Here is a 23861-nt window from a genome sequence, read left to right as displayed (position 1 = left end):
AGGAAAAACCGAAGGCGCATCATTTGCAGTGTTTTTTATTCCGCAGTTGTCGTTTGTATTTGGTGTTCCAAGTCTTACATTAGAGGCCGTACACTCGTTGTTATCTGTATTTACGCTCAAATTCGCGGGGGCGGAAATTGTAGGATTTTGATTATCAACTACAGTTACTGTTTGTGTGGCGGTTGCAGTATTATCGGAATTGTCGATTACCGTCCAGGTTACGGTAGTTTCTCCAATAGGAAAAACCGAAGGCGCATCATTTGTAGTATTTTTTATTCCGCAGTTGTCGTTTGTATTTGGTGTTCCCAGGCTTACATTAGATGCTGTACATTCATTGTTGTCCGTATTTTTGGTGACATTTCCAGGTGCAATGACAGTTGGGTTTTCATTATCAATAACAGTAATTATCTGGGTGTCACTATCTGTTCCCTCTTCGTTGGTTATGGTCCAGGTTATGGTAGTATTCCCTACAGGAAATTCATAAGTTGCAGGATTTATATTATTGCCATTTACCGAAATTTCAGGGGAGTTGGTTGTACCTGAAATACTAGGTTCTCCAAACTCTACATTTGAAGCGTAGCATTGTCCAGAATTATTGTTGACTGTCTTATCACCAGGAGCGGTAATAGTGGGGGCTGCATTTAAATAGAAACCAACAAAAAAGAAATTTTCAGAATTTTTATCTTTTAAAACTGGTTTTTCAGGCCCATAGGAAATATTAGAAAATAGCGGATTTACAGCGTGAATGAACAAGCCGTAAATAAGAATTATTAATAAAAACCGGGGAGTAATTTTACCCATAGGCAACTAAAATGTTACAAGTGGTAAAATTACATATAAAAAAACTATTTTAACAAGAAATTAAGTCAGAAACATAGCTTAATTCTCTAAAAATCAGATGAAATGCAAATTAAATAGGGTGAAAGGTTTTAATTGTAAGAAAAGACCTTCTTATTTCATAATAAACTTTTTATTTCTGTTTCCATCGGCCGTAATTAGTTTTACAATATAAACACTGGCGCCTACGGGATTTATTGTTAAAATGTTCTGCTTTTGTAGTGGAATATCAGTATGTGTCTGTACAAGTTTTCCGCTTAAATCAAATACATGAACCTCAGATATCTCAATCAGTTCAGGATTATCAATTCTAAGTTCATAAGTTTCGTCATTATATTTAAAATCTATTGTTGAACTTAAATCAGGTTTTTCTGGAATTTCGGGAATCGCTTTAATATTCGTAAAGATTATTTGAAACCTGTTGTGAATTCTACCCGGCGGAGAGAGAGCGTCATAAGGTTTTTCTTTAAGATCATGCACGGTATCCAGTAATTTATCATTTAAATAAACCGGAATTTCATCAGGGAAATTTTCAAGACTATCTATATGAATTTTAAAATACCCATCTCCGGCTATTTTTACACCAATAGGTAAGACCTGATCTGTGTTAAAATTGGGAACACCCTGAATCACAACTTTCGAGGAATCTATAAGCCAGTACATATCTTCCTGGTTATTTTCTATTAAAGGAGCGTCATAACCAAGGTCAAAACCATTGCTGGTATTAACATCTCGGGTAACTAAAATTTGCCGGTGGTAACCTTTTGGAGAATGGAATTTAAGCCTAATTTTTGCTCTTTCATCGTTATCCTGAGCTTTTATATTTTTTGATTTGGCAAGAGGTTGAAGAAAAATTGAACTGCTCACATTTTCTCTAACACCATGGCGCTGGGAATTTTTAAAAATAACATCACCTCCTGCAATTGTAATATTTCCTGAATTCTCTTCATCTAACCTTGTGTTTAGGAAGAATCCCTGACCTACAGGAATAAATTGTTGCGGGGTTTTTGTCCCCTTGGCATCATTAGCATTTATGCGATAATCATTTGAAATTGCCTGCACCCCGCCAGCCAGTGAATATGCTGCATAACCACCCACATATTCCCTAAGTATATGAGTATTTTCTGCTCCAAAATGATCCCAAAAATAAACCACCCCGTTAAAAACATTTTGTGAATTTCTTCCGTCGGTAACATCTTTTAGATTATCCAGGATAAATTCGTTGGCATTTAGTGCCGACGGATATGGGTTGCCTACCAGGTAATTCATATCTGGACCAATGTTTAATTCAATTCTGCCATTATGCGGCTTACCAGTAAAAACATAGTTTTGTTCCTCCAGAATTGAAGCCGTACCCGAGCTTCCTTTCATAGTAAACCCTTCGCCGGTGTTAAGGGTCCCGTTAGCTCCAATATGTTCCCAGTCTCCATATTGGTTTGCTCTGCCGTTAAAAGCATGTAGCCAGTAGGCACTTATTATAATAGGAGATGTTCGGGCCTGGTCCGCTGCCGCATGACCTCCTCTGAAATCTATATTTAAAGGATTCTGTGTGTTTGTGCCATCTCGCAAGATTGTGGAAATGGTATATGGCGAATTATTACTACTTCCTTGTGCACTAACCGGTGAACTCCAGTAATTATAGTTAAAACTGTTACGGGTGCCCTGTTGATCTCGCTCTAAGTAACCACTACTGGCCTCTTCCAAAATACTACCCTCATCCTGCAAAAGTTGGGATTCGCCAATTAAATTTATTATTCCATCTAATTTCAAATAATGGGTAATACGCAGAAATTTTCCATTATTATATTCATCCATCGCATCACTGGGATCGGCAATTTCCAATTCTTTTTCTTCGCATATTAATCCCAAAACGCTAATATCTTTATTTCCTGAATTAACATTGTGAGAAGTTCTAACAATATTCCATTCAATTGGATCTCCATTTATTCCTGTGCTGTTTGGCGCATCCCAAACTTCAAAATGCGTCCAGGTATTATTAGTAGCCCAGGTTTGCCCGTCTATTCGTGAAGTGTAGGGCAGGGGCGCCGTATTTTCCTGGAGCGTTTCCATATTTTTAAGTTTGCCAGGGATGGCATTGTGTGCCAAATCGGGAGTGGTTCCTCCGGCTACAAGTTCCTCCTGAGCTAATAATTGATAGTATCCCGCTAAGTCAGCAAAACCTAATCCTTGCGGTACATTCATAGGAATTTCTACTCCCATTTGAGTACCATTATTGTAGAGACGTTGGTTCATCATAAACCTTATTTGTTCTACGGTAATAGCAGTATTCCAAATTCTGACTTCTTCTATCCAGCCGGTAAAATAATTTTCAGCACTACTAGTGGTATTATTCCAGCTAGCGCCTATAAGGGTTCTTTCACCACCATTTCCGAGGTTAAAATTACCGCTTTCAATTCCGTCTATATAAAGAGTATTATTAGAAACAGCAATATGATACCAACGGGAATTTGTATTAATTCCAGCCGGTAAGTTTTCTAAATTAATTTTGAAGTTAGGCCCGCTAATAATAGTTCCTGTTGAAGCTTCAGGCCGAATCCACGCCTCTAAACTGTAATTTCCTGTATAGGTTTCGCCTAAATCAACATAGTCGTTTAACCCATCAAAATCAAGGGCAATACAATCTTCAAAAATAACTTCCGCAGTTTCATAAATTGGTGAACAAGCTTCATTTTCAATTAAATTTCCATTCTCGTCCGTTTCAGTTGATTCTAAAACCCAGGTAATAGTATAGCTTTCCGGACTTTCTGATTGCGAGGTGAAAATAGCATTCGGGTTGTTTATAGGATCGCTCTCATTGTTCGGATCAATATTTGAAAATTCGTAGCCTGTGGGCCCTTCTACTACCCATTTTCCAATATATCCATCCAGGGTAGGATAGGAAGTGATTTCGCCCTGAGCTTCGCTACTTACTGTGGCAGATAATTGTGCAGAATAAACTCCGCAGCTCCCGGTTTCAGCCTGGACGGTAGAAGTATATTGGTCGTAAACAAAAACTTTAATTTCTTCATTATTGGTAGCAGTAGCGCAAGAACCGCCTGTATATTCTAAAGTTGTGGTAATTACAGAGACATTCCATCCAATTTCAGTAGGTTCCCAGATTTCTGAATTATTTGTACCAATAATAACCGGAGTATCAGGATCTGTAGTGTCTTCCCAAACTACACCAACATTTTGTGGTCCATCGGGTAAAATAATATTATCAATAGCCCATACATCACCCTGTCTGGCTCCAACATAACTAAACATTATTCTTAAGTTGTTTTGCCCAATATAATCGCCCACATCAATTTCAATTTTATTTTCAGGTCGTGAAATAGGCGTTCCCGAGGCAAAATTATTATAATTCCCACTCGAAGGATCCCCGTTATTACTATATAATGAGGTGTAAGTACTGCCGCCGTTTGTTGAAATTAAAACTTCAATAGAGGCTCCATCGGTAAGGTTGTAGGCCTGATCAAAAGTTAAAATACCTGAGTCCATTCCGTCTAAAGCAAATACATTGGTCTCCATAGTAGAGGTGTTATTGCCAGAAACCAGGGAAAAACCTTTATTTCCGTCATCTAAACTGTGATCAAATAATTGATATGAGGTGTTGTACGGGGATGTAAGGTTTGCTGTAATAAATTCCCTTGGCGTCACTCTGCGCCAAACGTTGGGCGCGGTATTGTTTGCGCTGGTTTCAAAGTTTTCTTCAACTCCATTAGAATTTATAATTCTCCAACCCTGTTGATTTATTGAAGCGTTATCAAAATTACCACTATCATTTACTCCGTCACCAGATTGATAACCCGTTTCGGCACTTAAAGTGACATCGGTTCCCAAACAAATTAAATTCTCACTCACAGTTACGGGAGCAGGTTCAATATTAGAAGAGATTACACTTAAAATAGCCGTTCTGCTTACCACTGGATTAGTACAGGAACCATTTACTATTTCAGCCTGAAAAATTAATGTTTCGTTACCAACCAACCCGGTGATAATTGCTGAAGAAAGGACATTGCCGTTTTCCCCTGGTATAGTTTGAAAAGAGGCCTGTGATGCAGTTCGGTATTTCCAGGCAACTACCTGCCCGGTATGGCCGGAAAGAACCAGGTCTTCTAAAAATTCTGGATCTTCACAAGTGGTATATAATCGGTCGAAACCTGCAAAATTTAATTCGCCGCCAATTGGACGTTCATCTACCTGTATATATATTGTTTCTGAAATAGTTTCTTCACAAACTCCATTTTGTACCGCAGCTCTAAAGCCGGTGGTTGTGATAAGGTTTTGATAAGTATAGCTTGTAGAAATTTCCGATTCTTCTAAATCTATGGTTTCCCAGGTTTCACCATTATCTTCTGTGAATTCCCAACGAATTACTTCACCATTAATACCAGACAATGCAATTTCTCCCGAATTATTTCCAGTACAAACATTGGTTTCTCCAGATATGGTTCCGGCATCGCTGGGTTGATCTACTTCAATGGTAATTTCAGCGGCTGTAGAACATTCTCCAGTCCCTGTACCAACCACTTTGTAAGTAGTAGTTATTTCCGGATTCACCTCCAGGGAAGCGGTAGTGCCAATTTCTTCATCGGCTTCATTGTACCAAACGTAAGTATCAGCTCCCTCCGCAGTTAATGTTACCAACGATGCGGCACACACCAGGTTTTCAGAAGAGGTTATGGTAACTTCTGGTAACTCATGAATAATGACTTCAATAGCAACTTTATCGCTTTCGCAATCATTTAGACTTTGAGAAACGTAATATTGGAACGTTCCCATACTTTCAGTATTGGGCAGGGGCGCTTCTGAAAGCAGATTTTCCTCAGCATCATACCAATTTAAACTAGCCGAGTCCGCTACCACAGCTTCAAGAGGATTGGCTGTCTCGCCTTCACAATATTCTATAACAATTGTAGTTTCGGGAACTGCAGGTTTTTCTTTAATATTTACACTTACTGCTATACGTTCACTTTCGCAAACATCTGGTGTTTGGGTAACCCAATAAATGGTTTCTCCCGGTTCATCGGTACTCGGCACCGGAGTTTCAGGAAAAGCATCATCACCGGTTTCAGTGGCGTACCAGGTAAGATTTTCACCTGCCAGAACGCTTAAAGCAGGAGCTTCTTCATATTGACAATATTCAAAATTTGCGACCGTAGGTGGTTCCGGTACTTCATTTAAACGTAATTGAAAAGGATTAGTCACTGCGGTAGAACAAGTGAATTCTGCCGGCCCCTGAACTTCCACATAATAGTCGCCATTGTAATTGGTAGTGACATTTATTATCTCCAATGTACCAGCATACCTGCCGTTTTCATCGGCCGGTTGAGTAGTGATTGTAATATTTTCATCGGAATCATCTACTATGGAATTTCCTTTATACCAGGTGAAAGTTAATGGTGCACCGTTAGCATGGGCAATAAACTTCATGGTAACTTCTGAAAAACCGTCTCCGCAAATCGGCACTTCGGTCACAGGTTCTTCTATAATTATATCTTCATCTACGTTTAAGCTAACGGTTTCTGAAATAACCGGTGAACAACCTGCCGGTCCACTCACTTCAACATAATATTCACCGGCGTTTTGGGAAGTGGTATTATTAAAAGATAAAGTGGCTTCGGTAGCTCCTGAAACTGCTTCTCCATCCCGGAACCATTGATATTGAAGTTCATCACCAGTTGCAACTACAGAAAGTTCACTGGGTTCTGTAGAGCAAATCCCTACACTAAATGGTTGAGAGGTAATTGCCGGAGCTTCATAAATTAAGATGGTGGTGGTAACTTCAGAAGGTTCACAGGCATCAAATTCAGGAAGTGTATAGGTTATAGTATGTGCACCGGGAGCACTTGCTGCAGGATTAATATTCCCTTCACTATCTATAACTAAACCGGTACTTCCAGAAAAAGTTCCGGTTTTATAAAGCTCTGGTGTTTCTTCAAAATTTACAGGAAAGTTTTCACTATTTGAACTGCAAAATGGTGCATTGTAAGAAATACTCGCATAAGGAACTTCGGTAATACTTACATTAGTGGTTAAAAATACTTCTTCGCAACCTCCCGCAGCTGCTATAATATATGTGACTGTATAATCTCCCGGATCACTGGAGCCGGGGAGAATATCTCCGAAATTTTCATTAATTGAAAGTCCCACAGGAGAAGCTGAAAAAGTTCCGCCGGTAATAGTTCCACTCACTTCCGAAAAATTTATTTGTTGAGGTGTATTATTTGAAGCACAAAACGGCCCGGCATAATTTAAAGTTGCTGTTGGTAATTCTGTAATTAGGATCTCAGTTTCTGTAGAAACCATTTCGCATCCCGCTGAAGCTTCTAAGACATAGGTCACTGTATAAGTGCCTGGATCACTGTTTGCCGGATTTATTTCACCGGTTTCTGCGTTAACCGCTAAACCTGAGGTCGAAGAAAAAGCACCTCCGGTTATTGCCCCACCTCCGGTAATCGCAGGAGTGAAAGTTGAGGAATCACCCTTACAAAATTCATTGAAATCGTATGTGATTTCAGGAGTTGGAATTTCAGTAATTACTACCTCACTTGTAAATTCATATTCATTACACCCATCGGCAGCAGGAGTAGTATATGTTACCGTGTAAGTTCCTGGCGTGCTATCAGATGGATTTATAGTTCCCGTATTAGCATCAATAGATAAGCCTGCTTCTGCCGTAAATGAACCATTTTGGTAATTTCCGCTACCCGTTAAAGTTACTTCTTTGGTTGAATCACCGGCCGAGCACATTGGCGTCTCATAGCTAAAGTCTACTTGAGGAATTTCTTTAATGCTGATGGTAGTGGTAATTAATACCTGTTCACAACCTAAACTTGCCGGAATTGTATAAGTAATATTGTAATCACCGGGTTCACTACTGGAAGGACTTATTGTTCCTGTGCCGGGATCAATCTGAAGCCCGGGTTCAGCGCTAAAAGTTCCGTTTTCATAAGCTCCGATGGTATTTTCAAAAGTCACTGATTTAGCCTGGTCATCATCTACACAGAATATAGATTCTTCATATACTAATTCTACTGAAGGAACCGGATTTACGGTTATTTCAAGGCTTTCGGAAAGCGTTTGAACGCAAGTGGGTTCTTCCTGGTATGATGTACTTACTAATTCATAGGTGGTAGATTCTGTGAGATTCCCGGAATTAAAAACGGCTTCCCCATTCTCATTTAAATCTATGGTTTTTGTGGTTCCGTTTTCAGTATAGGTGACTTGAGTATTGGGTGTACCTGAAAGTGTAATACCTGTAGTTGAATTTTCACAAATATCATGATTCTCTGTTAGGAAACTGGCCGTAGGGTTTGGTGCAAAGTAGAGAGTAACTTCAGCATAACCATCTCCACAAGCATCGGGATCGTTCTTATTGGTTTCTGGTTCTGGCACATTCACTGTGATAGTTATTTCCTGACCAAAATCGGCTGAGGTTGGTATATATTGGATAGTAAAATTATTAGGATAATTATTTGTAATAGGTGGAATATCTGTAAAGCTTCCCCCTCCATTATGTGAAAATGCAGGTTTAAATTTTTTGAAACCTCCAAATTCAATAGTTACATCAATTGGAACGGCCGTAGTGGTAGAACATAAATCCTGGTTTTCTCCAAGATCGGTTATTACAAAATCAGAAACCGTAATTTCTGAATATTGACTTTCAGTGCTCTCACCGCAAATATTTCCAGCCACTACTTTTACTATTTCATTTGAATAAGGAGCACTATTAGTAACATTCACAAGAATTGCATTGGTATTCTCGCCACTTACTATTTCCCATCCCGAAGGTAAAATCCAACGATAATAATCAACTTCAGAATCATTAGGAACACTAAAAGAGATATCATTCCGAGGTGGGCAAATGGCATCTATTCCCAAATCTGTAGAGATAGTTCCGGGTTGATTTGGCACATCGTTTACGGCTGTTACTGCCAGACTAATTATCTCACTTTCACCGCATTCATTTTTGGCAAACACTTCAATGTTTCCGGAAGTTGGAGAGGCACTAACAATAATACTGTTGGTGTTTTCTCCTGAAGTAATTACCCAGCCGGAGGGTAATGACCATTCATAAGAATCAGCGTAGCTAATTTGGGGAATACTATATTCCAATTGAGTTGCATCTGCGCAAACTTCAACTTCCCCGGTTATTTGGATATTCTCAATTACTGGGGCAGGTGGATCAATATTTACCTCCAGGGTTTGTAAATTACCTGTACCGCAGTTATTAGTTGCTGAAACACTAACTTCTCCACTCTCTCCATATTGCCCACTGATAACCTGAATTTGTGGTGTACCCTGACCTGAAACTATAGTCCAGCCCTGGGGCAGGTCCCACGTGTACGACTCAGCTTCATTCATTTCAGAAATTGAAAAACTTAAAGAACTTTCAGGACAAATCACTTCAAATCCGTCTGCTATTTGCAGGCTTATTTCTCCGGGAAGGGGAGGAGTTCCATAGTCTACATTTACTGCTAGACTATTTGCTTCGCTTTCACCACAGGAATTTACAGCTGTAACGCTAATGTTTCCGTTTTGATCATAATTCCCGGTGGTTACGCTAATTTGATTTGAATTTGCATCGCCATTTATAGTCCAACCTGCTGGTACTGTCCAATTATAACTTTCAGCATCTGGAACCTGAGAAATGGAATAGGTTTCTATAATACCCGGACAAACCTGGTTCACGCCAGAAATGTTACCAGGGGTATTAGGAATATCTGCTTGCACAGTGATGTTTAACTCACGTGCAATACTCTCTCCACAAGTATTTATAGCGATTACTTCTAAAATCGTATTGCCTGGATTCCCGGTTGTTAGGTCAATTGTATTAGTGGTACTACTGCCGCTCCAATCGCTAGGAAGAATCCATTGGTAAGACTCTGCATTTGGAACTTCACTTATTGAATAACTTTCAGGGGTGCCGGGACATACTTCAGTATTGCCGGAAATTCCTCCCGGCTGAGTAGGGGCACCCGGTTCCACATTTACAGAAAGTGTCTGCTCAGTTTCCCCACAATCATTAATAGCTCTTACACTAATTTCTCCTCCCTGGCTTCCTGTGGTCACTTCTATACTGGTGCCGGTGCTGCTACCATCCCAACCCTCAGGTAATTCCCATATATAGGAATCAGCAAAATTTACTGCTGAAATATTATAAGTAGTGCTTATGCCCGGACAAATACTTATTTCTCCCTGGATGCTTCCAATACTTGCCGGTGGACCGTCTTTTTCGCTTATACTAATAACATTACTGGAAAAATCTTCTGTACAGGGTAAGCTGGAACTTACTAAAAGCTGTACATTATCTCCTTCAACTAAGTTTCCGGAAAAAGAATTGCCTGAACCTTGAATTTCACCATTCACCTGCCATTGATAATCTGGGTTGGTTCCTGTATTGGAAGAAGATGCTATATTAAAGCTGATGAGGTCACCGGGACAAATTTCTTCTGAATTGGCTGCAATCACCGCGCTTCCTACTCTAACGGGGTTTACTGTCATCTGAATATAATCACTGGTAAGGTTACATTCTGTATCATCATCACTGGTCACAATAACTTTTATGCGGTCATTATGTGAAAGAGTACTGGTGGTAAATTCGGCGGCATTAGGGCCAGTATTCGTATTGTTAATTTGCCATTGATAATTAAGATTACTGCCAGTATCTGCCGTGGCGCTGAAAGTGACTTCTTCTCCCGCACAAATTTCCCTGCCGTTGTTAGAACTTATACTTAGCGAGTTGGGGCAGGCCTGCCCGTAAATACCTAAAGGAACTATTATAAATATTAGGAGTAGTATTTTTCCCATAATTGTAATGGATTAGCCGATTAAAAAAAATACGTAGGGGTATAAGGTTAAATGGCTTGAGACGATAAGTCCCTGGGGTGAAGTCGATTAACAATTAAAAATACTACTTTAAAAAATCGTTCTAAGTGATTATCGTTGAAGTGAAGTTTTATTCGATTAACTACTGATTTTACGATTTTTCCTACTAAAATTAATGAAGTACTGAAAATTAGTAGTCTGTAAGGATTTTAAAGCAGGAGGAAATACAAAATTAACTTTCAAAAATTATTAAATAAAAAAGCCACAGCTTTTAAACTGTGGCTTTTTGAAATTATATTTTACAGAATTATTCTCCCAAAAATGGATATCTGTAATCTTTTGCTGGTACAAAAGTTTCTTTAATCAGCCTAACTGAAGCCCATCTTAATAGGTTCATTTTAGAACCGGCTTTATCATTAGTACCGCTGGCGCGGGCACCACCAAATGGTTGCTGTCCAACTACTGCGCCGGTAGGTTTATCGTTTATATAGAAATTACCTGCAGCATTTTGAAGTAAGTCGGTAGCGATTGCCGCCATATAACGGTCTCCAGAGAAAACTGCTCCAGTAAGTCCGTAAATACTGGTGTTATCTACAGTTTTTAGTAAGTCTCTCCACTTTTCTTCACTGTAGTTTTTATCATCATATACATAGATGGTTACCACTGGGCCAAATAATTCGGTTTCCATTGTAGTATAATGAGGATCTGAGGTGAGAATAACGGTAGGTTCAATAAAATAACCTTCAGATTTATCATAATTTCCACCAATTACTACTTCAGCGTTTTTGTCTTTTTTGGCGCGGTCTATATAGCCTGCCAGTTTATCAAATGCTCCTTCGTGGATAACTGCATTAATAAAGTTAGACATATCTTCTGGAGAACCCATTTTAAAAGATTCTAAATCTGTTTTCACAAATTCTTTAATCTCTGGCCAAAGACTTTCTGGAAGGTAAACTCTTGAAGCGGCACTACATTTTTGTCCCTGGTATTCAAAAGCACCACGGGAAATTGCCGTAGCTACTTCTTTTGCGTTAGAAGTTGGGTGAACCACAATAAAGTCTTTACCACCAGTTTCTCCTACAATTCTTGGGTAGGTTTTATATTTATTGATGTTGTTACCAATTTTACCCCAAATTCCTTTAAATACGTCTGTACTTCCTGTAAAGTGAATTCCGGAGAAATCAGGACTGTCAAGCACGGTATTGGTGATCATTTCAGGATCTCCCATAACCATATTAATTACACCATCTGGTAGACCGGCTTCCTGGAATACTTCCATAATCACCTGCGCAGAGAAAATCTGGCTGTCACTGGGTTTCCAAACAGCTACATTACCCATAAGGGCTGCACTTGAAGGAAGGTTGCCAGAAATAGCGGTAAAGTTGAAAGGTGTAATTGCGTATACAAAACCTTCCAATGGTCTATATTCTACTCGGTTCCAGTTTCCGTCAGAAGATTCAGGTTGCTCATTGTACATATCTGACATATATTCTACGTTAAAACGTAAAAAGTCACAAAGTTCGCAAGCTGAATCAATTTCTGCCTGGTATATATTTTTTGACTGCCCAATCATAGTGGCAGCGTTAATTCTTGATCTGTAAGGCCCTGCAATTAAGTCGGCTGCTTTTAAGAAAATCGCAGCACGTTGTTCCCATTCCAGTTTTGCCCATTTTTCTCTGGCCTTTAAAGCCTCGTCTATCGCTTGTTGAACGTGCTTCTTCTTGGCGCGGTGGTAAGTTCCTACTTTATGTTTATGATCATGAGGAGGACGAATATCTGCAGTATCTCCTGTCTTTATTTCTTCAGATCCAATATAAAGTGGTACTTCCATATTGGAATTGTAGAGATCTTTATAAGTGAGTAAAACTTCTTCCCTTTCCGGGGTTCCCGGAGCATAAGTTTTTACCGGCTCGTTAACCGCCTGTGGAACGTGAAAAAATCCTTTTCCCATAGTTATTTTATGTTTTTTTGGTTTTTAATTATTGTGAGTATAAAGGTAAAAAATTTAGGTGATTTTGAATCCTTATGAAAGCGCATTCACGAAAGCTTAACTATTTTTGTAAATTCAATACTTTTATTAAGATAATTTTATGTGCACCATAAGTCTCACGCCTCATTTCAAAAATTCCAACGGATTTATCTTAACATCTAATAGAGACGAAGCTACAGAGCGGGAAACCTATCCGCCTGATTTTAAAATCGAAAAAAATACTTTATTACTTTTTCCTGAAGATGCCGTGGCCGGTGGAAGCTGGATTGGTGTGAGTGAAAAACAACGGGTTTTATGTTTGATGAATGGCGGTTTTGAAGCTCATAAACGCGAAGATTCTTATCGAAAAAGCAGGGGCGTGGTATTAAAAGACTGGCTAATTGCTGAAGATATTAAAACCGAAATTGAAAACTACAATCTCAAAAACATAGAACCCTTCACAGTAGTGATAGCCGATTGGTCCTCAGAATTATTTTTTGCTGAATTTGTTTGGGATGGAGCGCAGAAACATTTTAAAGAATTGCCGCTTCAGCCACAAATATGGTCTTCTTCTCCTTTATATACTTCAGCCATGAAAAAACTGCGGGAAGAATGGTTTTCTAAGTTTCAAAAAGAAAGAAATCTTTCTGCTGAAAATCTATGGGAATTTCATCATTCTGCAGGAGAAGGTGATAAAGAGAAAGATTTGATAATTGATCGAGGTTTTTTGAAAACCAAGAGTATTTCCCAGATAGAATTTTTACCGGGAAAATTGAATTTTAAATATGAAGACCTGGAACAGGGAAAAATAAGTAATAAAGAATTTACCGGGATTTAATTTAAAGCAAATGGGGCGCTTAATTTAAAAGTAGGAATCTTAACCCTGAATTTTCGGGTTGAGGTAAAGCTTACCATATTATAGTAACCACTCATAGATCCAAAAGGAGAACTAAGCAAACAGCCACTCTGGTAAGTATGGGATTCCCCGGGTTTTAAAACCGGTTTTTGTCCAATAACGCCTTCACCCTGTACAATCTCGGTATTGTGTAAAGCATCTTTAATTTTCCAGAAACGCGAAGTTAATTGTACTGAATCGTTACTTTGATTTTCTATAGTTATATGATAAGAAAAGGCAAAACGAGAGCCAAGGTTCTTTAAAAAAGTACCTTCAAAATTGGTGTGGACCGAAATTTTTATGCCTCTTGTAACTTGTTGAATCATATCTTAATATATGGCAAAAGATGCTAAAATTGAAATTATTGTAGCGATTCCCGCTAAAATAAAAAATATAAAGTTTAAGAGCATAAACTTTACAATCGTTTTAACACGCCCCTGGCAATAGAAACCACGTAAGGCTTTATATAAATAAAAAGCAAAAATAAAGTTGAAAAGTATAAATGCCCAGTTGCCCGGAAATAAGTAATCTACGAATAGCGCCAGGCTTAATAGTATAAAAAAGGTGGTTTGTACGTGAAAAGTAAAAACTAAATGCTCAATATAATTAAAAGGTCGTCTAATATATAATAACCAGATAAATAGTGCGAAAACCGGCAAATAGAAAAAGATGATAAAAGGAAGTTTATTGATAAAATAATTTAAAAACAACCCAGGATTCTCCTTTAAAGTATTCCAATCTACCGCTTTTTTATAGAGCCAGTGATTATAGCTGGTTTGCGGATATGAAAGACTGTCCATGGCAGTTTCGGCATTTCTAATGGTTGTTTCTTTATAAAACCTTGAGTAAAGATCAAATTTTAAATTCCCGGCGTCTAGGTAACTCATGGTATCCAGCTCCTCGTGAGGTTTGTAAAATTCCCGGTAAGGTTTTTTGGCGTTGCGTTGTTGATTTATAATTAAGGAGTCGAGATTAATTTCTTTCCCGCCGGGCGTAGGAATCATATTTGGACCGGTAATACTATCCTGAACTAATTCTTCAATTTCGTCATCATTTACTATGGGTTCTATATCAAAAGAATTTCCAAAGCCCCAGATCAGAAAAAAGATAATTGAAGCGCTTAAGTAAAATTTAAAGGGATTTGCATACCGCATTCTTTTTCCCTGGATATAATCTTTAGAAATTTTCCCGGGAGAAAATAATAAAACTCGTATGGTGCGGTGAAAACGGGAATCGTAGGCAAAAATACCGGAGAAAAATTCTGTAAAAAAATCATCGAATTTTAACTTTTTAGTGCTGTTTAATTGTCCACAGTTGGGGCAATATTTATCACTCTTATCCAGCGGATGTTCACAGTTAAGACATTTGGTGCCCCTGTACTTTAAATCGTATCTGCTACCTGCCATTTTTGTAACGAGTTGGTTAGTCTCTCAATCTAATTGGTAATCGTGGTAGAATTTCCTGAACCCACCCCAATTAAACGGTCGTATCTTGCGCCCGGACTTCGGTAATAAACCAAAACCTGGTAGGAGTTTTCGGTTTCGTCAAAATTTCCGGTAAAAAAGCCTTCATCAATAGTTCCGTCGGGCCGTTTTAAAACATATTTATAATTATAAAATCCTTGTTTAAATAACCTGGCTCCCTCATAAAGATCGTTTCCTTCATTATAAGTAAGTCGGGTGCTTTTATCTAAAGTAAAATTATTAAAACCTCCGTAAATATGTACTTCGCCTCCATTTAATTCAGAATAATTTTGAAGTTTAAAATGAACCCAAACATATTCAGCTTCAATTGAAGGATTTTCTGCAGGCAGGCTTCTTATTACAAACTGCCCGTTAATATCGGGATTGTATGTGTAAGGTTCATTGGCACGGGTGCGATCTGGAAATAGATAATGATGATAAAGTTCGTTAAGTGAAACTGAACTAATATCGGCAGAAGAGGCTCTTAATTCTTTATTGTCAAACTGAATATATTCGTTGCCGCCCCAAAAAGCGGTTTCAGAATCGTAACGGTAAACCAGGTTGTTCCCCACTGTGTACTGTGGTTTTATATTTTTAATTGCGGTCTTTAAATTGTGGTTTTGTGTAATGAGAACATTCACCGTATTATCAGGATTTTTAAGTATCAAGTCTGGAGATTCTATATTGAAATTCACCACTTGTTTTTCATCTATAAAATTCAAATCCCTGGAACGTCTAAGGTTTAACCTAACCCGGGCAATATTTTCGTAAACCATGAATTTTCGAGAAAAAACCAGTTCTTTCTGCCCGTTAAAGATTTTTATCATATAATTTCCGCTTAATTTAAATCCGCCAGTATCTTCATTGGGAATTTTGAGCTCGTAATGCGAGAAGGGCTGAAGCGTATTATAAGAATTCAAATAATTAAAAATCCTAATATCATCAAAACCAATTAAATATTCAGATTTTGCCAGTTGGTTAGGCGTCCAATCGTAATTATAATGTTCTATGGTATAATAATAATCGGCTTCGTCACCAATAATATCGTCAAACTTTAGAGAAAGCTGTTCTCCAAGTTGCAAAATAGGATTTCCCATATTGCTTTGAGTGTTTCCTGAGAGCTGAACGCTTCTTATATAACTGGGCGGAAGTGTTTCTTCTACAACCTGGGCAGCCAGGTTTAGCGAGAAAATTGTTACAAAAAAGAATATAAAATAGTTTTTCATTAAAACAGAATCTACGCAAATGTACTTACAAATCTTATTCCGCAATTTTTAACATTTCATTTTAACAGTTTTAAGTGCTTAAAATTCTTTGTTTTCTTGGGAGAAGTGCAGTTAAAATTCCTAAATTTGCACGACTTAAAACATAATATTTTTAACATACACTCCATCCTATGTCAAAAGACATTCGAATTAAAAGAGGATTATCTCTAAAATTAGAAGGGGAGGCGGAAAAAGAGCTTGTAAAAGCTCCAAGGTCTAAAACCTACGCAATTAAACCGCCAGATTTTCATGCTTTGGTACCAAAAATGGTCTTAAAAGAAGGAGCTAAAGTCCTTGCCGGTGATGAACTTTTCTTTTCAAAATACACTGATGAATTACGTTTTACCAGCCCCGTTAGCGGGACGCTTAAGACAATTAAGCGTGGTGAGAAGCGTAAAATCATGGAAGTGATTATTGAGGCTGATCCTGAAGACACTTACAGAGATTTTGGAAAAATGGACGCTGCTTCTTCTGATGCGGAAGCTGTAAAACAACGCGTTTTAGAAAGCGGTTGCGGTGCATTTATTAATCAACGTCCTTACGATATTGTAGCCGATCCTAAAGATACGCCAAAGGCTATCTTTATTTCTGCAGTAAGTACGGCGCCTTTAGCTCCAGATTGGGGTTTTATCTTAAAAGATAAGATAGCTGCTTTTCAAGAAGGAGTAAATGCGCTTAAAAAACTTACTCCGGGTAAAGTTCACCTGGCTGTAGATGCAAGTTCAGCACAATATTTAAAAGATATTAAGGGCGTAGAACTTCATACTGTAAAAGGACCGCACCCGGCAGGAAATGTTGGGATTCAAATTCATAAAATAGATCCTATTAATCAGGGAGATAGAGTTTGGACAGTGAATCCTGAAGATGTAACTATTATTGGTAACGTTTTCCTAACCGGAAAATTTATAGCCGATAAAACCGTTGCCGTAACAGGAAGTGAAGCCACTAACCGTAAATACTTCTCTACTATAATTGGCGCTGAGGTGGCAGATATCATCAATAAAGTTGATGAAGATGTACGTATCATTTCTGGAAACGTACTTACCGGACTTAAATTAGCCTACGATCAACACATAAGCTTCTTTTCTAACGAAGTAACCCTAATTCCTGAAGGAAATAATTACAGGGCATTTGGTTGGTTGCCATTTACATATAATAACATTCACTCTAACTCAAGAACTTCATTATCCTTTTTGTTTCCAAACAAGAAGTTTAAGCCTACCACAAATTTAAATGGTGAAGAGCGGGCTCTTGTAGTTACAGGCGAAATGGAAGAAGTTTTACCTATGGATGTTTACCCAATGCAGCTTATAAAAGCATGTATGGCCGGGGATATTGAGAAAATGGAGAATCTTGGGATCTATGAAGTAGCTCCTGAAGATTTTGCTTTGGTAGAATATGTGAATACATCTAAGATTGAAATTCAGGAGGTGATTCGTCTTGGTTTAGATTTAATGATTACTGAAGTAGGTTAAAAAGCAGTAGAATTATGGAATGGATTAGACAAAGATTAGACAAAATAAAGGAGCCCTTTGCACCGGGAAAAAAATATGAAAAGTATGCGCCTGCGGTTAACGCAATAGATACTTTCCTATTTACCCCAAATCATACCACGCAAAAGGGAGCTCATATTCGTGACGCAGTAGATTTAAAGCGTACGATGATAACAGTGGTGCTTGCACTTGTTCCGGCTTTACTTTTCGGGATGTGGAATGCAGGTTACCAGCACTTTTCTCAATTAGGTGAAGCATTTACCTTTTGGGAAGCACTTGGCCACGGGGCATTGAAATTTATTCCAATGATCGTGGTTTCTTATGCAGTAGGACTGGGAATTGAGTTTGCCTTTGCCATCTTTAGAGGGCACGAGGTTAACGAAGGTTACCTGGTAACAGGTTTATTAATTCCTATGATTATGCCTATAGACCTTCCACTTTGGATGTTGGCATTATCTGTAGTATTTGCTGTACTTATTGGTAAAGAAGCTTTTGGAGGAACAGGAATGAATATTCTTAACCCGGCGCTTACAGCAAGGGCATTCGCCTTTTTTGCTTATCCTACTTATATGTCTGGTAACCAGGTTTGGGTTAGTGAGGCAAGTAATGTAGATGCAATCTCTGGAGAAACAATTCTTGGTTCTCTGGCAGCAGGAGATAATGTAAGTTATGGAATGATGGATATGTTCTACGGAATTATTCCAGGTTCGGTTTCCGAAACTTCAACGCTTTTAATACTTGTAGGAGCCTTACTTTTAATTCTAACAAAAGTAGGAAGCTGGAGAATAATGTTAAGTGCATTTATAGGAGCCGCTGCAATGGCGCTTATTTTTAACGCTTTACCTGCAATGGGAGTTACCGGCAACGAACTTACAAACTTCCCATGGTACGGGCACCTAATAATAGGAGGACTTGCGTTTGGTATTGTGTTTATGGCTACAGATCCTGTATCGGCAGCACAAACATTGAAAGGAAAGTGGATCTACGGATTTTTAATAGGTTTTCTATCGGTAATGATTAGGGTGTTTAACCCGGCATATCCAGAAGGGGTAATGCTTGCAATCTTACTTATGAACGTTTTTGCGCCTACGATAGATCACTATGTAATTCAATCGAATATTAAGCGTAGAAAGAAAAGAATTCAATCCGCCACCGCACAGGTGAAAACAACAGTTTAGTTATGGAAGAGAAATCAGTAAATAAAACAAATAGTAACGGCTATACGTTTCTTTTTGCGGTGATTATGGTGATTGTTGTGGCCTCAGTATTGGCTTTTACAGCAACATCACTTCAGCCTATTCAAAGAGAAAACGTACGCCAGGAAAAGATGCAGAGTATTCTTGCTACTATTGGTGTTGAAACCGACAGGGCAGGAGCTGAAGAGCTTTACAACCGTTATATTACAGAAGCAGTTACTCTTGATTACCAGGGAGAAGAAAGAGAAGATGTTGATGCCTTTACGGTAGATTTGGCCAAGGAAATTAAGAGAGAAGATGAAGAGCAGAATTTCCCACTTTATATTGCCGAATATGAAGGAGAAAAATATTACATAGTTCCTTTAAGAGGTAATGGATTATGGAATGCAATCTTTGGCTACATATCTTTAAAAGATGATGTGAATACTATTAAAGGAGCTACTTTTGATCACCTTGGGGAAACTCCTGGTCTTGGTGCAGAAATCACCAAAGAATGGTTTAAAGAAAGTTTTGCCGAAGAAAAGATTTTTGATGGAAGCGGAAATCTTGTAGGAGTATCGGTTGTAAAAGGCGATATAGATCCTTCAGATAAAGAAGATAACCAGGTAGATGCAATATCGGGAGCTACAATTACCGGAGACGGGGTTTCTGATATGATTTCTGAAAGACTTCAGCGTTATCTGCCTTACTTCAAAAAGCAAACAGATATTAAAGTTGCAACAAAGTAATTATGGCTACAGAGAAAAAAAATATTTCAGAAGAGAAAGAAGCCAAAAAGAAAGAAATGATCCTTTTTCTATCTAGTTCAGAAGAAAAAGAACACTTCCTTTCTAAAGGCAATAGAAAATTATTGTCAGATCCTTTAGACGATAACAACCCAATTACCGTACAGGTACTGGGTATATGTTCGGCATTGGCAATTACGGTACAATTAGAACCAGCAGTGGTTATGGCAATTGCCGTTGTATTTGTAATGGCATTTAGTAACATTATTGTTTCTATGCTGCGTAATATGATTCCTAGTAGAATCAGGATTATTGTTCAGCTTGTTGTTGTTGCCTCCCTTGTGGCTTTAGTAGACCAGGTTCTTAAGGCTTACGCTTACGATGTAAGTAAACAGCTTTCGGTATTTATTGGTCTTATTATTACCAACTGTATTGTAATGGGACGTCTTGAAGCTTTTGCTTTAGGGAACGGAGTCTACAAGTCTTTCCTTGATGGAATAGGAAACGCAGCAGGATATGGTTTAATTCTTATAATCGTTGCATTTTTCCGTGAGCTTTTAGGATCAGGAAAATTATTCGGATTTGAAGTTTTAGGACATAAAGCAGCAACAGTAGCAGATTCTACTGGTCTATATGCTTTAGGTTATGAAAATAACGGTTTAATGTTGCTTTCGCCAATGGCACTTATTGTGGTTGGTTTGCTCATTTGGGTGCAACGTGCCAGAAACCGTAAACTGATAGAAGAGAACTAAAAGCACAACAGCTTAAATAAAACTAAATTATGGATTTTATAAATTTATTTGTTAGAAGTATTTTCATAGAAAATATGATTTTTGCCTACTTCTTGGGAATGTGTTCCTATTTAGCAGTGTCAAAAACCGTGAAAACAGCTGTTGGGTTAGGTGCGGCGGTAATCTTTGTACTTACCATTACTGTACCTATTAACTATTTGCTGGATAATTACTTATTAAGACCTGGAGCTTTATCCTGGCTTGGTGCCGAATTTGCCGATGTAGACCTTAGCTTCCTAAGCTTTATAATGTTTATTGCGGTAATTGCATCTATGGTACAATTAGTAGAGATGATCGTTGAGAAATTTGCTCCTGCATTATACGGTGCTTTAGGTATTTTCCTACCGCTTATTGCTGTAAACTGTGCTATTCTTGGTGGTGCGCTATTTATGCAACAAAAAGATTTTGGAGTTATAACCGAAGCTATCACCTACGGGTTTGGTAGTGGAATTGGATGGTTCCTTGCAATTCTTGGTATTGCAGCTATTCGTGAAAAAATAGCATACTCTAATGTGCCAGCCCCATTAAAAGGTTTAGGGATAACATTTATTATCACCGGACTTATGGCATTAGGTTTTATGAGTTTTATGGGAATTAAATTATAATCGCAAAAGAAAGATTATGACAGTTATTATAGCAAGTATAGTAGTATTTTTAGCATTGATACTTATATTGGTTTCTGTGTTACTGGGAGCAAAGGCAAAATTAGCGCCTTCTGGTCCTGTTACCATAAACGTCAATGGGGAAAGGGATATGGAAGTTGGTTCCGGTGGAACTTTACTTTCAACCCTGGGAGATAATAAACTCTTTTTACCTTCTGCCTGTGGTGGTGGTGGAACCTGTGTACAGTGTAAATGTATTGTAAAAGAAGGTGGCGGTGCCATTCTTCCTACAGAGGAGCCTCACTTTACCCGTAAAGAAATTGCACAGGGATGGCGATTAGGTTGCCAGGTGAAGGTGAAAGAAGATATGAAAATCACTATTCCGGAAGAAGTATTCGGAATTAAAAAATGGGAAGCTACCGTAGTAAGAAATTACAACGTTGCCTCATTTATCAAGGAATTTGTAGTTGAAATTCCTGAAGATATGGATTATAAAGCTGGGGGTTATATCCAGATAGAGATTCCTAAGTGTGAAGTGAAATTCGAAGATATGGATATCACTGCTCACCCTGAAGAACACGATACTCCAGATATGTTTGAAGCAGAGTGGGATAAGTTTAAACTTCGTCCACTGGTAATGAAGAACCCAGAAACTGTAGAACGTGCCTACTCTATGGCATCTTACCCTGCAGAAGGGCGTGAGATAATGCTTAATGTACGTGTAGCTACTCCGCCATGGGATAGAGCAAAAGATACCTGGATGGATGTTAATCCTGGTATTGCGTCTTCTTATATTTTCTCAAGGAAAAAAGGAGATAAAGTAATCATCTCTGGACCTTACGGTGAATTCTTTATTAATCACAGTGAAGCCGAAATGCTTTATGTAGGTGGTGGAGCTGGTATGGCGCCAATGCGTTCTCACCTTTACCACTTATTCCGTACGCTTAAAACGGGTAGAAAAGTGACTTACTGGTATGGAGGTCGTTCTAAAAGAGAATTATTCTATATAGAACACTTTAGAGCCTTGGAAAGAGATTTCCCTAACTTTAAATTTTACTTAGCGCTTTCTGAACCAATGGAAGAAGATAACTGGAAGGTGAAGGAAAGCCTTGACGATGAAGGGGACGGTTTTGTTGGATTTATTCACCAGGTTGTAATAGATAATTATTTAAGTCATCACGAAGAACCGGAAGACATTGAATTGTATTTCTGTGGCCCCCCATTAATGAACAAAGCTGTTCAGAAAATGGGTGAAGACTTTGGAATGCCGCCCGAAAACATAAGGTTCGATGATTTTGGAGGTTAATGAAAATAGAATCCCGCTTTTTAAAGCGGGATTTTTTATTTTTGCACTATGGCAAAGTTAAACGATCAGGAACTACATAATCTTGCAATGAATATTGTGGGAAAAGAGCTCGAAGCACAGGGTTACGAATTTCTTGGAGTTAATAGCGAGCTAAAAAAAGATCCGCAATTCGTGACATTAAAAGATAAGAAACTGCATTTTGTAATCGTTAGGGCAATAGAATATCCGCATAATCCCAAAGATTATGATCTTACGTTTCTTAGATCTATAAAAGACCATGCCGTTAAATTTAAAGCCCGTACTTTTTACGCCGGGGTAGGTCTGGCCAATTCTTCCGATTATGAAAAACCGGTAATGCACGGCGAAGAATATGTAGTAAATTACGAAGGCTGGCAAGAAATTTAATTCCTACCGTATCAGCTAAGGTTCAACTTCTGTTTAATTAATCTCCGCTAATCTTATATATAGATGAAAAAAATCTCAGTTTTACTTCTTCTTATTTTTCTTAGTTTTTCCTGTAAAAATGATAATCCCCAGGTCTATACCGAGACTGGGAAAGCATTAGGAACTACTTACCAGATAAAATATTTTTCTTCGGAAAACTTTAATACTGAAAAGGCTTTAGATTCTATTTTTGAAGTAATCAATACTTCAATGAGCACCTACCAGGATGATTCTGATATTTCCCGAATTAATACCCGAAATGAGGATATAAAGGTGGATATTCATTTCCAAGAAGTATTTCAGCTTTCCAAGCAGATTTTTAAGGAAAGCAATGGTTATTTTGATCCCACGGTAGGTAGTTTGGTCAATGCATACGGATTTGGCCCTAATAAGCCTTTAAATGAACCTGATGGTGCTGTTTTAGATTCTATAAAGCAACTAGTGGGATTTGAGAAAGTCAGGTTAACCAGTGATAATACTATTCAAAAAGAAAACCCGAATATCTATCTCGACTTTAATGCTATAGCCAAAGGTTACACTATAGATGTAATCGCGGAATATTTAGATTCTAAAAAAGTTGAAAACTACCTGATAGAGTTGGGGGGAGAATTGGTAGCCAAAGGCAAAAATTTAGAACGTGAATCCAGTTGGAACGTTGCAATAGATAATCCGCAGCAAACTGAAGCAGAACGTACTTTACAAACGGTACTTGCCCTGAAGAATCGTGCGATGGCAACTTCGGGAAATTACCGAAAATTCAGAATAGACAGCATTACTGGAAATCGTTATGTACACACTATAAATCCTTTAACCGGCAAAGCCGAAAAAAGCAATTTGCTCAGCGCATCTGTCCTTGCTGAAAATTGTACTCTTGCCGATGGATATGCCACCGCTTTTATGGCTTTAGGTTATGAAAAATCCTTAGAGATGCTGGAAAAACTGGATAATGTAGATGTTTATTTTATCTATGTTGATAAGCAAGAAAGTATTCGGGTTTTTACATCCACCGGTTTTGAGGAAGCTTTGCGTTAGATACTCTTG

The 23861-nt window shown here is 38.2% G+C and carries 15 protein-coding genes; 9 read left to right on the top strand and 6 right to left on the bottom strand.

The window, feature by feature from the left end:
• The 3 genes from B4F31_RS03635 to pruA all read right to left on the bottom strand — a co-directional run.
• Nucleotides 1-801 (bottom strand): HYR domain-containing protein (locus B4F31_RS03635; RefSeq protein WP_286760645.1); only part of this gene is annotated, 801 nt, incomplete at its 3' end.
• Between the two features lie 150 nt (nucleotides 802-951).
• Nucleotides 952-10653: a T9SS type A sorting domain-containing protein gene (locus B4F31_RS03630; RefSeq protein WP_286760644.1), complete on the bottom strand. Its 9702-nt coding sequence runs from the start codon at nucleotides 10651-10653 to the stop codon at nucleotides 952-954.
• 325 nt (nucleotides 10654-10978) lie between these two features.
• Nucleotides 10979-12622 (bottom strand): L-glutamate gamma-semialdehyde dehydrogenase, encoded by a 1644-nt coding sequence (gene pruA, locus B4F31_RS03625; protein ID WP_075324665.1) that lies wholly within the window; start codon nucleotides 12620-12622, stop codon nucleotides 10979-10981.
• Between the two features lie 139 nt (nucleotides 12623-12761).
• Here pruA and B4F31_RS03620 point away from each other — a divergent pair, with 139 nt between their 5' ends.
• Nucleotides 12762-13478 carry an NRDE family protein gene (locus B4F31_RS03620; protein WP_075324664.1) on the top strand — a complete coding sequence of 239 codons (717 nt, stop codon included), beginning with the start codon at nucleotides 12762-12764 and terminating at the stop codon, nucleotides 13476-13478.
• Here the strand turns inward: B4F31_RS03620 and apaG are convergent.
• From apaG to B4F31_RS03605, 3 genes are read right to left on the bottom strand one after another with little or no spacing between them, the layout of a single operon-like run.
• On the bottom strand, nucleotides 13475-13861 hold the full coding sequence (gene apaG / locus B4F31_RS03615) for a Co2+/Mg2+ efflux protein ApaG (protein ID WP_093304019.1): 387 nt from the start codon (nucleotides 13859-13861) through the stop codon (nucleotides 13475-13477). The genes B4F31_RS03620 and apaG overlap by 4 nt on opposite strands.
• Before the next feature lie 3 nt (nucleotides 13862-13864).
• Complete coding sequence (locus B4F31_RS03610; protein WP_075324662.1) at nucleotides 13865-14941, bottom strand: DUF3667 domain-containing protein; 1077 nt, start codon at nucleotides 14939-14941, stop codon at nucleotides 13865-13867.
• A 29-nt stretch (nucleotides 14942-14970) separates the two neighbouring features.
• On the bottom strand, nucleotides 14971-16224 hold the full coding sequence (locus B4F31_RS03605; RefSeq protein WP_286760643.1) for a DUF5103 domain-containing protein: 1254 nt from the start codon (nucleotides 16222-16224) through the stop codon (nucleotides 14971-14973).
• 170 nt (nucleotides 16225-16394) lie between these two features.
• Between B4F31_RS03605 and B4F31_RS03600 the strand changes: the two genes are divergently transcribed.
• From B4F31_RS03600 to B4F31_RS03565, 8 genes are all read left to right on the top strand, one after another.
• On the top strand, nucleotides 16395-17738 hold the full coding sequence (locus tag B4F31_RS03600) for a Na(+)-translocating NADH-quinone reductase subunit A (protein ID WP_093304016.1): 1344 nt from the start codon (nucleotides 16395-16397) through the stop codon (nucleotides 17736-17738).
• Nucleotides 17739-17752: 14 nt separating this feature from the next.
• Complete coding sequence (locus B4F31_RS03595; RefSeq protein ID WP_075324659.1) at nucleotides 17753-18934, top strand: NADH:ubiquinone reductase (Na(+)-transporting) subunit B; 1182 nt, start codon at nucleotides 17753-17755, stop codon at nucleotides 18932-18934.
• A 2-nt stretch (nucleotides 18935-18936) separates the two neighbouring features.
• Nucleotides 18937-19680, top strand: coding sequence for a Na(+)-translocating NADH-quinone reductase subunit C (locus tag B4F31_RS03590; RefSeq protein WP_075324658.1), 744 nt, complete (start codon nucleotides 18937-18939; stop codon nucleotides 19678-19680).
• Between the two features lie 2 nt (nucleotides 19681-19682).
• The gene (locus tag B4F31_RS03585) at nucleotides 19683-20429 is read left to right on the top strand and encodes an NADH:ubiquinone reductase (Na(+)-transporting) subunit D (RefSeq protein ID WP_075324657.1); all 747 of its coding nucleotides are present in this window, start codon (nucleotides 19683-19685) and stop codon (nucleotides 20427-20429) included.
• A 29-nt stretch (nucleotides 20430-20458) separates the two neighbouring features.
• Nucleotides 20459-21073, top strand: a complete 615-nt coding sequence (gene nqrE, locus B4F31_RS03580; protein WP_075324656.1) for an NADH:ubiquinone reductase (Na(+)-transporting) subunit E — start codon at nucleotides 20459-20461, stop codon at nucleotides 21071-21073.
• A gap of 16 nt (nucleotides 21074-21089) precedes the next feature.
• Nucleotides 21090-22376 carry an NADH:ubiquinone reductase (Na(+)-transporting) subunit F gene (nqrF, locus tag B4F31_RS03575; protein WP_075324655.1) on the top strand — a complete coding sequence of 429 codons (1287 nt, stop codon included), beginning with the start codon at nucleotides 21090-21092 and terminating at the stop codon, nucleotides 22374-22376.
• A 48-nt stretch (nucleotides 22377-22424) separates the two neighbouring features.
• The gene (locus tag B4F31_RS03570) at nucleotides 22425-22781 is read left to right on the top strand and encodes a Na(+)-translocating NADH-quinone reductase subunit F (protein WP_286760642.1); all 357 of its coding nucleotides are present in this window, start codon (nucleotides 22425-22427) and stop codon (nucleotides 22779-22781) included.
• Between the two features lie 63 nt (nucleotides 22782-22844).
• Entirely contained in the window at nucleotides 22845-23852 is a 1008-nt protein-coding gene (locus B4F31_RS03565) for an FAD:protein FMN transferase (RefSeq protein ID WP_075324653.1), read from the top strand.
• The last annotated feature ends 9 nt before the right edge of the window (nucleotides 23853-23861 follow it).

The sequence above is a fragment of the Salegentibacter sp. UBA1130 genome (genome assembly GCF_002311535.1).
Lineage (GTDB): Bacteria > Bacteroidota > Bacteroidia > Flavobacteriales > Flavobacteriaceae > Salegentibacter > Salegentibacter agarivorans.
This window is presented reverse-complemented; position numbering and strand designations above follow the sequence as displayed.